12 protein-coding genes and 1 riboswitch are annotated in these 13,413 nt (G+C 68.9%); of the genes, 1 reads left to right on the top strand and 11 read right to left on the bottom strand.

What is annotated here, in order from left to right; all coding sequences use genetic code 11:
* Window positions 1-182: 182 nt before the first annotated feature.
* From ACU4E7_RS20970 to ACU4E7_RS20940, 7 genes are all read right to left on the bottom strand, one after another.
* Window positions 183-1,544: a hypothetical protein gene (locus ACU4E7_RS20970; RefSeq protein ID WP_447020003.1), complete on the bottom strand. Its 1,362-nt coding sequence runs from the start codon at window positions 1,542-1,544 to the stop codon at window positions 183-185.
* A 224-nt stretch (window positions 1,545-1,768) separates the two neighbouring features.
* Window positions 1,769-2,377 (bottom strand): thiamine phosphate synthase, encoded by a 609-nt coding sequence (locus ACU4E7_RS20965; RefSeq protein ID WP_447020002.1) that lies wholly within the window; start codon window positions 2,375-2,377, stop codon window positions 1,769-1,771.
* Window positions 2,378-2,381: 4 nt separating this feature from the next.
* Window positions 2,382-3,167 (bottom strand): thiazole synthase, encoded by a 786-nt coding sequence (gene thiG / locus ACU4E7_RS20960; RefSeq protein WP_447020001.1) that lies wholly within the window; start codon window positions 3,165-3,167, stop codon window positions 2,382-2,384.
* 26 nt (window positions 3,168-3,193) lie between these two features.
* Window positions 3,194-3,412: a sulfur carrier protein ThiS gene (thiS, locus tag ACU4E7_RS20955; protein ID WP_238121145.1), complete on the bottom strand. Its 219-nt coding sequence runs from the start codon at window positions 3,410-3,412 to the stop codon at window positions 3,194-3,196.
* An 8-nt stretch (window positions 3,413-3,420) separates the two neighbouring features.
* Window positions 3,421-4,617, bottom strand: a complete 1,197-nt coding sequence (gene thiO, locus ACU4E7_RS20950) for a glycine oxidase ThiO (protein WP_447020000.1) — start codon at window positions 4,615-4,617, stop codon at window positions 3,421-3,423.
* Window positions 4,608-4,704: riboswitch (TPP riboswitch) on the bottom strand. It overlaps the preceding gene by 10 nt.
* A gap of 104 nt (window positions 4,705-4,808) precedes the next feature.
* Window positions 4,809-6,275 (bottom strand): M48 family metalloprotease, encoded by a 1,467-nt coding sequence (locus ACU4E7_RS20945; RefSeq protein ID WP_447021682.1) that lies wholly within the window; start codon window positions 6,273-6,275, stop codon window positions 4,809-4,811.
* A 56-nt stretch (window positions 6,276-6,331) separates the two neighbouring features.
* Window positions 6,332-7,063, bottom strand: coding sequence for a thermonuclease family protein (locus ACU4E7_RS20940; RefSeq protein WP_447019999.1), 732 nt, complete (start codon window positions 7,061-7,063; stop codon window positions 6,332-6,334).
* A 545-nt stretch (window positions 7,064-7,608) separates the two neighbouring features.
* On the opposite strand from ACU4E7_RS20940, the gene ACU4E7_RS20935 reads away from it, so the two are divergent.
* Window positions 7,609-8,247 carry a DUF938 domain-containing protein gene (locus ACU4E7_RS20935; protein ID WP_447019998.1) on the top strand — a complete coding sequence of 213 codons (639 nt, stop codon included), beginning with the start codon at window positions 7,609-7,611 and terminating at the stop codon, window positions 8,245-8,247.
* Between the two features lie 9 nt (window positions 8,248-8,256).
* Here the strand turns inward: ACU4E7_RS20935 and bla are convergent, their stop codons facing one another.
* From bla to ACU4E7_RS20915, 4 genes are all read right to left on the bottom strand, one after another.
* A complete protein-coding gene (gene bla, locus ACU4E7_RS20930) occupies window positions 8,257-9,132 on the bottom strand; it encodes a class A beta-lactamase (RefSeq protein WP_447021681.1) in 876 nt (291 codons plus the stop codon).
* A 554-nt stretch (window positions 9,133-9,686) separates the two neighbouring features.
* Complete coding sequence (gene ggpS, locus ACU4E7_RS20925) at window positions 9,687-11,228, bottom strand: glucosylglycerol-phosphate synthase (RefSeq protein ID WP_447019997.1); 1,542 nt, start codon at window positions 11,226-11,228, stop codon at window positions 9,687-9,689.
* Complete coding sequence (locus ACU4E7_RS20920; protein ID WP_447021680.1) at window positions 11,225-12,043, bottom strand: HAD family hydrolase; 819 nt, start codon at window positions 12,041-12,043, stop codon at window positions 11,225-11,227. The genes ggpS and ACU4E7_RS20920 overlap by 4 nt, the downstream gene beginning before the upstream one ends.
* A 2-nt stretch (window positions 12,044-12,045) precedes the next feature.
* The gene (locus tag ACU4E7_RS20915) at window positions 12,046-13,206 is read right to left on the bottom strand and encodes an NAD(P)H-dependent glycerol-3-phosphate dehydrogenase (protein ID WP_238121152.1); all 1,161 of its coding nucleotides are present in this window, start codon (window positions 13,204-13,206) and stop codon (window positions 12,046-12,048) included.
* Window positions 13,207-13,413 lie beyond the last annotated feature (207 nt).

Raw genomic sequence — 13,413 nt, 5'->3', positions numbered from 1 at the left:
TGATTGGAAGCGCTCGGCTTTGCGCCGGACGCAGCCGTTCGCTGAGGTCGTAGCCAATGTCTGTTTTGGGGTGGTTATCTGCCTGTCCGCTATTTGAATGGGCTTTTGAAGGAGTGGTCATTCCGCCGATCACCGAATTGGGGTCGGAAGAGGCAAGACCGGTCAGGGCATACCCTGTTCATTCACTTCCTGAGGGCCAGCGGGTCGTCACTGGTAGGATTACTGACTGCCCAGTCCAGACTCATCACAAGGCATATCCGCGCAAACTGTTCTGCCAGCGCCCGAGTAGATGACCAATCATTGCCGATCTTATCGTTGGTGCCGTGTATCGTGCGGCTGCGGCCCGAGCTGTAAATCTCTTCTACCGCCTGGTGCATGGTGGGGCCATCTTTGCGGATCGGCTTGTCGTCCTGCATGCCAAGCCGGGCTCGGATTAGGCTTCTGATCCCGTTGGACTTGCCGCCACTGGCGAGGGCATCGAGGCACGCCGAGAACTTCACCACGGCCATCAGTTCCACCTCATCCCGGCATCCCTCATGGAACCATAGTAGCGCCTGCGCAAACGTATTCATGAGCGCGGGACGCGCCACCCTCCCGTCACGCGAGAGGTAATAAGTGATTGCCTCGCCCACCACATCAAAGTCACCACGGTTCTTCGCCAGTTCTTTCGCCCAGTCTCCAGGACTAATGTTAGGACCATGCGGCAGCCCCATTAGGTTGCCGCCAGACAGCGTTCCGACCTTCGGTTTAAACACCAGCGAGCGCTGGCGGCGAACAGACGGATCGACCAACAGGCGGAACCCATCGAGCGCTCTGGAGGATACGGCCCAGCGCAGGGCAATTCCTGTCAATGCAAGGCGCGCAGCTGTTTGCGCTTTAAGACGACCGGCTTCGGAGGCGAGCCCCTCGGTGCGGACACTACACACATACGGACACTTGCCCACGGCATCGAGAATATCCCGCTCCCGTATAGACTCGACCGATGTCTTGCGCTTACGCGGCTTGCCTCCAGACCAGACGCGCATGACGCGCTGCGCGGTCGTCTTGCTAACGTCGCCGTCAGAAAGCTTGCGTGCGAGCCACGCCGAACGTGGCTCAAACTGCACTGGACCAATCGAAAACGGTGCGACATCAAAGTTGCCAAACAGAGTGCAACCGAACGCATGCTCAGCAGGGCCGTGTGTCTTGCTAGGTCCACTAACGGCCGCGCGGATGGCCGCGACAACAGTGCGGGCATTCTCTTGCCGGTCGTCATCGAGATCGATCAGCATCAGCGCTGGGCCGAAGGCACCCCGCACCGTCCAATTCCATTCCTTATCGGTATGAGAGCGGCTTAGGGCCGGATCGCCGCGCTTGAGCTCTCGCGAAGAAAGCTTAATCAGCCGCTCCATCTCCCGCGTCGTCATTATGAAGCGGTCGTTCCCGACAGCAATTTGGCCTGGAAGCGAAAACCCTTCCTCATCCGGTTCCGGTACCGATCCGGGAGCTTGAATGCGGGTCAGTTCCGCGATTAATGCCTCTACATACGATTCCAGCGTCGCCATGGTCGATCCCCTTGCCGAGCAGGTCTAGTGCATCTGCAACCAACGTAACCGCAAGGCTCGATAGAATAGTGGGCCTTGCGCACCGGGCTAAGGGTATCGCCGCATTTACCACCGGTAACACCGACTGCGAGCGTCAGCTATTTAGAACTCGTGCTTCAGGATCGAACGACAGCAATGGGGTCGAAAGCAGCCGCGTGGCTACGCCGGATTAACCGCGCCCCCCGCTACGCTCCCACCACCCCCCGCACCTCCCTTCCCACATCTCCCGCCCGCATCACGCTGCCCATGACGGCCACCCCGGCCGCTCCGGCGGCGCGGCAGGCGGTGGCGGTGGCGGCGGTGATGCCGCCCAGGGCGATGATGGGGACGCGGGCGGTGGCGGCGGCCTCGGTGAGGCCGGGGAGGCCCAAAGCGGGGCCGTAGCCGGGTTTGGAGGGGGTGGGGAAGAGCGGGCTCAGGGTGATGTAGTCGAGATGGGCCGGGTCGGCGGCCACCGCTTCCGCGCGGGTGTGGGTGGACAGGCCGATGAGGGCCCCCGGGCCGAGCAGCGCGCGGGCGGCGGCCGGGTCGCTGCCGGCGGAGAGGTGGACGCCATCGGCCCCGGCGGCGGCGGCCAGCGTTGCCGGGCCGTGCAGGGTGAGGGTGGCGCCGGAGGGGCGGGTGACGGCACGCAGGCGGGCGAACAGGGCGATCTGCTCGCCCTCGGGCAGGTCTTTTTCCCTCAGGCTGAACCAGCGGCAGCCGGCGGCGCAGGCGGCGGCGATGATGTCGGCGAGGTCGCCCCGCGCCTGGCTGCGATCGGTGATGACGAGCAGAGGCGGGCGGGGCAGCATGGGCTCAGCTGCCCACGAGGCCGAATTCGGGGCTGGAGGCCTCCGCATGGAGCTTGCGGGGAATGCGCCCGGCGCGGCGGCCGAGCCGGCCGGCATCCACCGCGGCGCGGAAGCCCGCCGCCATGCGCACCGGATCGAGCGCCTTCGACACCGCCGTGTTGAGCAGCACCGCCGAACAGCCCAGCTCCATGGCCAGCGCCGCATCGGACGGGGTGCCGAGGCCGGCATCCAGCACCACCGGCACCGGCGAGCGGGCGCAGATGAGCTCGATCATGTGCGGATTGGCGATGCCGAGCCCGGTGCCGATCATGGAGCCCAGCGGCATCACGGTGGCGGCGCCGAGGTCCGCCAGCTTCTGGCAGGTCACCGGATCGTCGGTGCAATAGGGCAGCACCACGAAGCCGGCGTTCACCAGCTCCTCGGTGGCCTTCAGCAGCTCTTCCACATTCGGATAGAGCAGTTCGCGATCGCCGATCACCTCCAGCTTCACCCAATTGGTGTCCAGCGCCTCGCGCGCCAGCTCGGCGGTGAGCACCGCATCCTTGGCGGTCTGGCAGCCGGCGGTGTTGGGCAGAATGTGCACCCGGCCGGAGAGGAGATCGGTGAGGCTTTCCTCATAGCCGGCAAGGCTGATGCGGCGGATGGAGGCGGTGGCCATCTCGGCGCCCGAGGCGGCCAGCGCATCCAGAAACACCTTCTGGTTGGGATAGCCGGCGGTGCCCAGGAACAGACGCGAGCGGAAGCTGCGTCCGGCAATGACGAGCGGGTCGTCGGAAAGGAGATCGGTCATGGCTTTTCTCGTTGTCGTGCGCCGGCTCAGCCGCCCTGCTTGGCGGTGATGATCTCCAGCGTGTCGCCGCTGGCGAGGCGGGTGTCGGTCCAGGCCCGGCGCGGCACCACCGCGCCGTTGCGGGCCACCGCGATGCCCTTGCGGGTGGCATCGATGCCCTTGGCGTCCAGAAGGTCGCTGACGGTGACGACGCTCAGCGCCTCAGCGGCGCCGTTCACGGTGAGGTCGAGGGCGGGCACGGTCATGGCGGGGCTCATTCTGCGGCGGCCCGGGGGGCGAAGCGGCCGGCCTCGAAGGGCGCGGCCAAAGGATCGAGCCGGCCGGAAAGGACGAAATCCGCCACCAGCCGGGCGGTCACCGGCAGCAGCAGGATGCCGTTGCGGTGATGGCCGGTGGCGAACACCAGCCCCTCCACCTCGGCGCTGGGGCCGAGAATGGGGGCATCGTCGCGGCTGCCGGGGCGGAAGCCCACCCATTGCTCGTGAATGGAGAGCTCCTCCAGCCCCGGCAAAGCGCGCCAGGCGTGGGTGAGCAGGGCCAGCTGGCCGCCGGCGGTCAGGTCGGTGTCGAAGCCCTTCTCCTCGGTGGTGGCGCCGAGGATCAGCCGGCCGTCGCGGCGCGGCACCAGATAGGAACCCGGCGCCCAGATCACATGGTTGAGGAGGGGCGCGGCCGGATCCATGCGCAGGGCCAGCATCTGCCCCTTCACCGGGCGCACCGGCAGCGGCGCGGCGGGGGTGATGTCCACCCCCCGGCTCCAGGCACCGGCGGCGAGGATCACCACATCGGCGGGTTTCAGCTCTTCGCCCACCACCACGCCCAGCACCCGGCCGCCGCTGGTGGCCACCTTGGCGACGGGGCTGTGCTCGAAGATCGAGACGCCGGCGCGGGCGGCGGCGATCTTCAGCGCGGCGGCCACCTTGCGGTTGTCCACCTGGTGGTCCTCGGCGGTGAGGATGGCGCCGGACAGCTGGCCGGCAAGGCGCGGCTCGCGCCGGCGGGTCTCGGCGGCGGTCAGCCACTGAACGGGGAGGCCGAGGGATGTCTGGAAGGCGAACAGATGGCGCAGCCGGGCGCCATCGTCGGCGGTGAGGCTGATGGTGAGGGTGCCTTCGGTGCGCAGGTCGACGCTTGCGCCGGAGGCGGCCTCGAGTTCCGCGGCGAAGGCGGGCCACAGGGCCTGGCTGGCGCGGTTGAGGGCGAGCAACTCCTCTTCCCCCGGCTCGGCCTCGGCGCAGGCGGCCAGCATGCCGGCGGCGGCGTGGCTGGCGCCGCGCCCGGTCTCGCCGGCCTCGAACAGGGAGACGGCGCAGCCCGCGCCGGCCAGTTGCCAGCCGAGCGAAAGACCCATCACCCCGCCGCCGACGATGGCGACGCGGGGAGCGATCCCGGGTCGCAGGGTGGCGAGGGAAGACGGGGACGAAGACACAGGCGACAAGCTCTCGCTCATCGGCACCTCCCTACGCTGGCATGATCCAGACAGGTTCGATGGGTATGATCTCAGCCGCGTGCGCACGCGGCACCCCAGGCCGGCCTCTATTATTCCACGTCGGATCGGCAGACCGCAAGCGCCGGCGCGAAGGCGAGCGCGGGTGCAGCTTTGCGGGGCGGGCAGGGGGTGGCCGGCGCGACTCGGCGGGCCTATTCGGAGATGATCTTCACCTTGTCGCCGTACTTGATCTTGTTGCCGTTCTCGAGCCCGTTGAGCACCAGGAAGCGCTCCATGTGGCGGTCGGGCACCTGCATGCGGGCGGCGAGCTTGTCGGCGGTGTCGCCCAGGCCCACCGAGACCACCCGCACCCGCAGCGGCTTCACCGTCTCCGCCTCGTTAAGGGAGACCCGGCGGAAGGTGGTGGCGGCGGCACGGAACTGCTTGTCCAGCTCCGGCGTCAGCTCGCGGGCGGCGAAGATCAGCCGGTAGACATCGGAGCCGAAGCGGATGGCGAACATGCGGAACGACCACTGATCGCCCCGGGCGATCGCGGTGGCGGCGGAAAAGCCGTTCACCGAGAGGGTCTCCACCGTATTGATCTCCACCCCGTCGATCCAGCCGGAAGAGAGGTATTGGGCCAGCGACTGGTCGGGGTTCACCCGCACCGCGTCGAGCCGCAGCGCCTCGCGGCCAGAGCCGGTGGCGCCCAGCACCGCCTGGGAGGTGTTCTCCAGCGAGAAGCCCTCCGGCGCGGTGAAGGTGAAGCCCAGCTTGGGATGGAAGAACTTGCGCCCGCGCACGAAGCCTTCCTTGGGGTCGTCGCCATAGACCATGCCGTTGATGGCGGAGAGATAGAGCGCGCGGTCGCGCTCGCCGGAGCCGGGGGTGGCATATTGGCGGGCGTTGGCGATGGCGATGGAGATGCGCTCCGGCGTCGCCGGGTGGGACGAGAGGAAGTCCATGTCCGGCGTGGTGGAGGAGGACGAGCCGCCCAGCGCCGTGGAGCGGATCTCCGCATATTTGCCCATGTCGGTCAGGAAGCGGGAGGCGCCATAGGGGTCGAACCCCGCGCGCGAGGCGATGCCGACGCCGATGGCGTCCGCCTCCAGCTCCTGCCCGCGGGAGAAGGAGGCGAGGGTGCGCCGGCTCTTCTGCATGGCGAGGGCGCCGAGGTCGGGGTCGTTCACCACATCGGAGATGACCCGGCTCACCAGCACCGCCTGCTTCACCTGGTCCTCGCGGATGGTGGCATGGCGGGCGATCACATGGGCCATCTCATGGGACAGCACCGACGACATTTCGGAGGTGTCGTTGGCCAGCGCCAGCAGGCCGCGGGTGACGTAAAGCGATCCATCCGGCAGGGCGAAGGCGTTGATGGCCGGCGAGTTGAGGACCGTGACGCGGTATTTCAGGTCCGGCCGCTCAGATGCCGCCACCAGCCGTTCCACCACCTGCTGGATGAGCGCCTTCAGTTCCGGATCGTCATAGGTGCCGCCATAGCTCGCCACCAGCCGCTCGTGCTCGCGCTGCTGGGCGGGGGTCATGCCGGCATATTCGGAGGCGGCGCCGGAGGAGAGGGGCACGCTCGCCTGGTCCAGGTCCACATTGGCGCAGCTGGTCAGGAACAGGGGCACCACGGCGGCGAGCGCCCAGCGGCTCCAGCGGGCATGCGCCAGCGGCCGCGCCTTGCGGCACGGGCACGCTTGCCCCGGTGCGGTCCGCCCGCTCACGCTCACTGCCTCTTCCCCCGGCGATCGGCCGATCGCTCCGTATCGTCATCCACCAGCCGCGTGACCGCGGCGGCGGTCTTCACCACCATGGCCGGCCCGCCCTGTTCGCGCACCACGCCGCGCACGCGCACCATGGTGCCACGCAACATGGCGGGATCTAGGCCATGCCCGAAGATTGTGGCGAAATCCGCCGTCGCCATCATGACGGTGAAGTCTTGCCGCCAGCTGTCACCGAAATTCAGATAGGTACGATCCCGGCGCACGCCAACCGTCAGAATGCGGCCTTCCGCTACGGAAAACAAACCGGCGCGGGCGCTGAGGCCTTCAATATCCGTGGTGCCGGGGCGCGCGCCGGCCGCCTGCCACAGTCCACGCGCCGTCCGGCGGGCCGCGTCTTCCGCCGCCAGAAGACTGTCGGTGCAGGCGGGGGTGGGATCCGCATAGGCGGCGCCCGCGCGCACCAGCGCCAGGGCGAGGCTCTCGCCGGTGCTGCCATTTTCGTTTTGCCCGGCGGAAGTGTCGTCCAGCCACGCCGCGCCGATGAGGCGGCCGTGGCGATCGGTGGAGGTGGCGCCGAGGCGCAGGGGCACACCAGCGAGGTTCGAGACGGCGGCGCGGGCACCGGCCCAGAGCGGTGCGTCAGCGCCAAAGCGCACCGGCAGCACGACCTGCATGGGCACCAGGCGCCGGCCATCCGACAGCCGCAGGCTGCCGTCATCTTCCAGCTGCACCATGCGCGGCCTGTCGGCCGAGGGCGTCGCACCCGTCGCCTCAGTGGCGTCCGGTCGCCCGGCGGGGGTGGCCTGTGGCGCGCACGACGTCTCCGCGGCAAAGGCCGGCGCCAAGGGTGCAAGCGTCCATAGGCCGAGTCCCAGCGCCAGACAGCGGAAGCGGAGCCATCGCCGTGCCGGAACGTCAGTTCCCCGATCTCGAGACGCGATGGACGCGGCGCGGATGCTCCGTGCGGGGGGGCGTGGGTCAAGAGGTATGAATTTGCTGCTCAGCCGGTGACCGACTGCGCGGAGCGCCGCCGGAAGGGGACCGGGGGCCGCGTCGGCAAAGGGGCGCGGTGCTCTGAAGCGGAGCTGTCGCATGACGTCAGACTACCGCAAAGCCCCCGCGTCTTGAAGGCGCGCGGGCGAAACCGCCATCACCCTTTCTTACCTTGCGTTGCGAGCGGGGGCGGGAGCGGTCGTCAGCGGAGCCCGCGGCGGGTTATAAGACAGGCGGCCGGGCCGGTGCCGGGTCGTCTCCGTTGGGTCCGCGTTCGAGGGGTTTCATGGCCGATCTTGCTCCCACCGCCCGCCTCTCGGCGCCTTCGGTGGCTCGCAACCGCGAGCCGATCCTGGCGGTGCTGTCACCCCTGCTGCCCCGTGCCGCCCGCGTGCTGGAGGTGGCCAGCGGCAGCGGCGAGCATGCGCTCTTCTTCGCCCGCCAGCGGCCGGATATCTTCTGGCAGCCGACCGATGCCGCGCCCGATGCCCGCGCCTCCATTGCCGCTTGGGCGGCGGCCGAGGGCCTGTCCAACGTGGCGCCGCCTCTGGCGCTCGATGCCGCCGCCCCGTCCTGGCCGCTGGATGCGCCGGAGACCATGGATGCGGTGGTGTGCATCAACATGATCCACATCAGCCCCTGGGCGGCCACCGAGGGGCTCATGCGCGGCGCGGCCGCCGCTCTCAAGCCGGGCGGCGTGCTGCTCACCTATGGGCCCTATCTGCGGGCGGGCGTGGCCACCGCACCGAGCAATGCGGCGTTCGACGCGGACCTGCGCCGGCGCGATCCGCGCTGGGGCCTGCGCCAACTCGAGGATGTGGAGGCCTGCGCCGCCGCCGCTGGCCTCATGCTGGCCCGTGTGACGGACATGCCGGCCAACAACCTCTGCCTCGTCTTCCGCAAGGCGACCAAGGGGCGTTCGTGAACCGGCGTCTCAGATGACCGCGGCGGCGATGGCCCGGCCGATCTCGGCGAAGGCGGCGTTGCGCTCGTCCATGGTGAGCTTGGTCTGGGTGAGGTAGATGGCGGCCACGATGGGCTTGCGGCCGCCGGGGCCGGTGGGCCAGGAGACGGCGATGATGGCGCGGGACCCGTGGCTGCCGGCGCCGGTGCGATCGGCGGTGACCCAGCCGGCGGGAAAGCCGGCCCGCAGCAGCGGCCCGGCCACCTGATCATTGATCATCCAGCCGGTCAGCAGGTCGCGGGCTGGGGGGAGCAGGGTGTCGCCCAGCAGCAGGCGCGATAGGCTGGCGGCGGCCGCCTGCGGGGTGGTGGTGTCACGCGGGTCGCCGGGGCTCGCTTCGTTGAGGGCGGTTTCCCAGCGGTCCAGCCGGGTGTCGGAATCGCCGATGCCCCGCATGAAGGCGGTGAGGCCCACCGGCCCGCCGATCTGCATCAGCAGCAGGTTGCCGGCCGTATTGTCGCTCACCGCCAGTGCCGCTGCGCACAAAGCGGACAGGCTCATGCCGGTGGCCACATGCTGGCTGGTGACCGGGGAATAGGGCACGAGATCGGCCGCGGTATAGCGAATGATCTCATCCAGCCGTCGACGCCGCGCGTGCACTTCCGCCAGCACGGCGGCGACGGCGAACGCCTTGAAGGTGCTGGTGAGGGGAAAGCGTTCCTCGGCGCGATGCCGCCAGGTCTGGCCGCTGGCGGTATCCTGGATGACGGCGCCGAGGCGGCCGCCGCTGCGGCGCTCCACGCTCTCCAGCGTCTGTGCGAGGGTCAGGGCGGTGGCGCCCGCCGGCGTGGACAGGCCGGCGCAGCCAAGGCCGGCAAGGGCCGTGGCGGCACTGGAGACGAGCAGGGTGCGACGGGTGAGTGCGGCGGGCACGATGGCGGGCGGCCTCCAGGGGCGGCAGGCGGATGCCCGCCAACCCGCAGCGAACCCCTGCGGAAGGGGGAACAGGAATGGTGTCCCCGGCGTGACTCGAACACGCGACACCAGGTTTCATCCCACTTCGGCTTTCGCCGCCGCCAGCCCTGCGGCCGGCGTTCGTGGTCTGGACTATCCCTTCGCCATGGCCCGCGGGAAGATCCTGCAGAAGCGTTAGGCGCCGCCCGTCTAGTCTCTACACCTTCCCGGAGAGAAGCTCCCGCGGGCTTGGCTCGGGATTGGCATGGCCCCTGCGCTGGCAGTGGCCGAAGCTTTCCCCGACTTTGAGCGGATTCACGCGCGGCGTTTCCCCCACACGTGCCCAATTTTAGGAAACCTGTGCTCTATCCTGCTGAGCTACGGGGACCTTGCCTTCCTATACCGGGGCGGCAGGCGCCGCGCCAGCCGGAAGATGGCGCGGCCGGTGCCCTTTGGACAACGTCCTTTGGACAACCTTCGGGAAAACCCTCTGCATCGGCCCGCCCTCAGGGGACGGCCTTGAGGTGGAAGGGCGCCGCCGGCGGTGTCCGCTCCTGCGGCGCAGGTCCCTCGCGCAGCATCGCGAAATGGCGCCGCGTCGCCTCCGCCCAGCTCTCCAAAGTGAAGCGCCGGGCCGAGCTGCGCAGCAGCCCCATGCGCCCGCGCGCCTCCTCTTCCGGCATGGCGAGGGCCTGGTCGAGGGCCTTGTCCATGTGGGCGTGGGAGAAGGGGTTCACCGGGATGGCCCCTTCCAGCAGCACCGCCGCACCGGCGAATTCGGAGAGAATCAGCACACCCTTGCCGTCCGCGCCCTGGGCGGCGCAGAACTCGCTCGCCACCAGGTTGAGGCCATCGGCCAGGGGGGTGATGGCGGCCACGTCCGCCGCCCGGTAATAGGCGACGAGCTCGGGCAGGGGGATGGCGGTGGAGATCAGAGACACCGGCTGCCACTCGAAGCTGCCGAAGGCACCGTTGATGTGGCCGGTGAGTTCCTCGATGCGCTGCTGGATGTCCTCATAGGCGCTCATGGCCCGGTTGGCGCCCACCGACACCAGCATGAAGCGCACCTTGCCGTGAAGCTCGGGCCGACGCTGCAGCAGCCGCTGGATCGCCTCCAGCTGCTGGATGTTGCCCTTGGTGTAATCGGTGCGGGACACCGAGAGGATGAGCTGCCCGCCATCGAGCCCGGCGCGGATGGCTTCCACCTTCTCCGTTACGGCGGGTGCCGCCGCCAGCTCTTCGATGTAATCGAAATTCACCCCCACCGGATTGGTGTCGAGATGCACCGTGCGGTCGTCGATGGAGAGGGCCAGCGGCGTGAAGACCTCGCTCAGCGCGGTGCCTTCGCGAGCCATGCAGGGGCTGGTCTCCATGTCCTCCGCGAGCCGTGCTCGGGTGAGCGAGTGGGCGGTGGAGACGAAGTTCTGCGCATAGCGCGGAATGTGGAAGCCGATGGAATCGCAGGCCAGCAGGCTGTCGACGATCTCCTTGCGCCAGGGCAGTACGTTGAACATGTCCGCCGCCGGGAACGGCGTGTGGTGGAAGAAGGCGATCTTCACCGAGGGCTTCAGCTGGCGCAGATAGCCGGGCACGAGCCACAGATTGTAGTCGTGCACCCACACCACGGCGTCGTCGGAGGCCTCCTCCGCCGCGGCTTCCGCGAACGCCCAGTTCACGCTGCGGAATGTGGGCCAGTCGACGGGGTCGTAATTGTAGCGTTCCTTGAAGCCGTGGAGGATGGGCCAGAAGGCTTCCTTCGAGGTGACGTGGTAGAAGCTGCGCACCTGCTCGGCGGTGAGGGGCAGGCGCGTCACTGCATAGGTGCCGTAGCTGTCGGAGATCTCCACCACCCGCTCGAAAGCGGGATGGGCCGGGTCCTCCGCCTCTTTCCAGGCGATCCAGGCGCCGCGGTCCATGCGGCCGAGCAGGGCTTTGAGGGTGGGCACGATGCCATTGGGGCTGCCGTGCTCCCGCAGCACCACCTCGCCATCTTCCTCGCGCTCCTCATAGGGGGCGCGATGGTAGACGATGACGAGATCCGATTTCATACGTTGAGCTCCGGCGGTTCGGGATGCAGATGGAAGGCGGCGATGGCCTCGGCGATGCCGCCGGTGCCTGGTGCCGCGCATTGGCGCACCTTGGGCAGGGCACGGGTGGCGTCCAGCAGCGCCGCTTCGGCGCCGCCCACCACCGCGCCGTGCAAGCCGGTGCGGAACATGGACAGATCGTTCAGGGTGTCGCCGGCCACCAGAACCGCTTCCGGCCGCAGGCCGAGATGGGCGATGAGGCGGAGCAGGGTCGACCCCTTGTTCACCCCCGCCGGCAGCACGTCGAGGAAGCAGCCGTGGGAGATGAGGATGTCGAGCCCGGCCGCCTCCAGCGGGGCGATGGACGCCGGATCGTAGGCGGCGGGATCGTAATGGTAGGACACCCGGTGGCGGAACGGCGTGTCCTGCTCCGCCAGCCCCGGCGCGGCGCCCAGCGTGCGGCGCACCAGATCGGTCCGCGCGCCCCAGGCGGTGGCGATGGGAGCTTCCAGATCATGCATGATCTCAAGGCTGGGCGCGGCGCCCGCGCGGTCGACGCGCGCCACCGTGGTGCCCACGTCCGCCACCACATAATCGGGAACCGGGATCTCCTGCGCCCCATCGACGGTGCCCGCGCAGAGCTCGGTGATGAAGCCGGGATCGCGGCCGGTGACGAAGATGAGCCCCACCTCGTCCCGCCGGGCGGAAATCCAGCGATAGAGCGCCTGGCGCATCGGCGCCGTGCCGCCGAGGAAGGTGCCGTCGAGGTCGGTGGCGAGCACGAAGCGCCAGTCCTGCCGATCTCCCCGCGTCAGGGCGGGCCGGGTTACCGCCACGGTCAAGGCAACAGCTCCGCGAAGCGGCGGGTCACCTCGTCCTGCGCCGGATGGGGGAAAGTGAGGTCGAGGGCGCGCGGCTCCGCCTGGATGGGCGAGGACCAATAGGCGGCGAAGGTCTCGCCGATGGGGCGGCCATCGGCGACAATGGCGCGGACCATCTCGCAGATGGGCATGTGGAGGCCCAGGCGCCGGGCAAGATCGGTGACGGTGAGCGCGTTGTGGCGGCCTTCCACCAGAACCGGCGCGCCGTCGAACACCTCCGCGTCGCTGCGGCCCTGGCCGCGCTCAAAGCCATAGCGGAAGTTGCGCGACTTGAGGCTGGAGCAGGTGAGCATGAGGTCGCCCATGCCCGACAGGCCGGTGACCGTCTCCCGCCGGCCGCCGAGGCGCACCGCCAGTTCCTTCATCTCGTCGAGGCCGCGGGTGATGAGGGCGGCCCGGGTGTTCTCGCCGAAGCCGGCGCCCGCCAGCATGCCGCAGGCGATGGCGATGACATTCTTCACCGCCCCGCCCACCTCGGCCCCGGCCATGTCGTCGGAGACATAGGGGCGGAAGCTGTCGGAGGTGAGGGTGGCGGCCATGCGCGCCCCGGCGCGGGCGTGGGGCGGCACGTGGGGGCCGGTGACGCAGGCGATGGTGGCCGCGGTGGGGTGGCCCGCCGCGGTCTCGGTGGCGAAGGTGGGGCCGGTGACCACGCCGATGACACGGCCCGGCGCGGCCTCTTCCGCCACCGACGACATCATGAGGCCGGTCTCGGCCTCGATGCCTTTGGCGCTGACGAACAGGGGCACATCCGGCGCGGTGAGCGCAGCGATGCGGCCGGCCATCTCCCGGATGGTGGTGGAGGGGGTGACCAGCAGCACCGCCTCGGCGCCATCGAGCGCGGCCGCGAGATCGGCGGTGGGGGTGATGGCTTCCGGAATGGGAATGTCGCCCAGATAGGCGCTGTTGCGGCGCGCGCGGGCGATCTCGGCGGCACGGTCCGCATTGCGCATCCACAGATGGACGCGCCGGCCGGCACGGGCGGCGACCAGGGCGAGCGCAGTGCCCCAGGCGCCGCCACCGATGACGGCCAGGGTGTCGTAAGGGCGGGGCACCAGGGGAAGCGGCTCAGTAACGGGGCGCCGCGGCTGGTGCGCGAGAGTGGCGAAGTCGGTCATGGGACCCCCTGTGTTGCAAGGGCGTGCCGCAGCCGCACAAAGCGGGTGGCGACGGGGCAAGGATTGCCCGGTTCGGCTCCCGAAGAAGCCTGCCTTCATTCAATGGTTGAATGTATGATATGTGGATATTTTTCAAAATGTCAATTCTTTTGCGCCGAAAAAATGAAAATGATTTGTCTATTTAATGTCTTTCGAAAATGCACTTTG

The organism is Xanthobacter sp. ZOL 2024, from assembly GCF_052932325.1.
The sequence above is the reverse complement of the archived record's forward strand: the minus strand, read 5'-3'. Positions and strand labels throughout refer to the sequence as shown.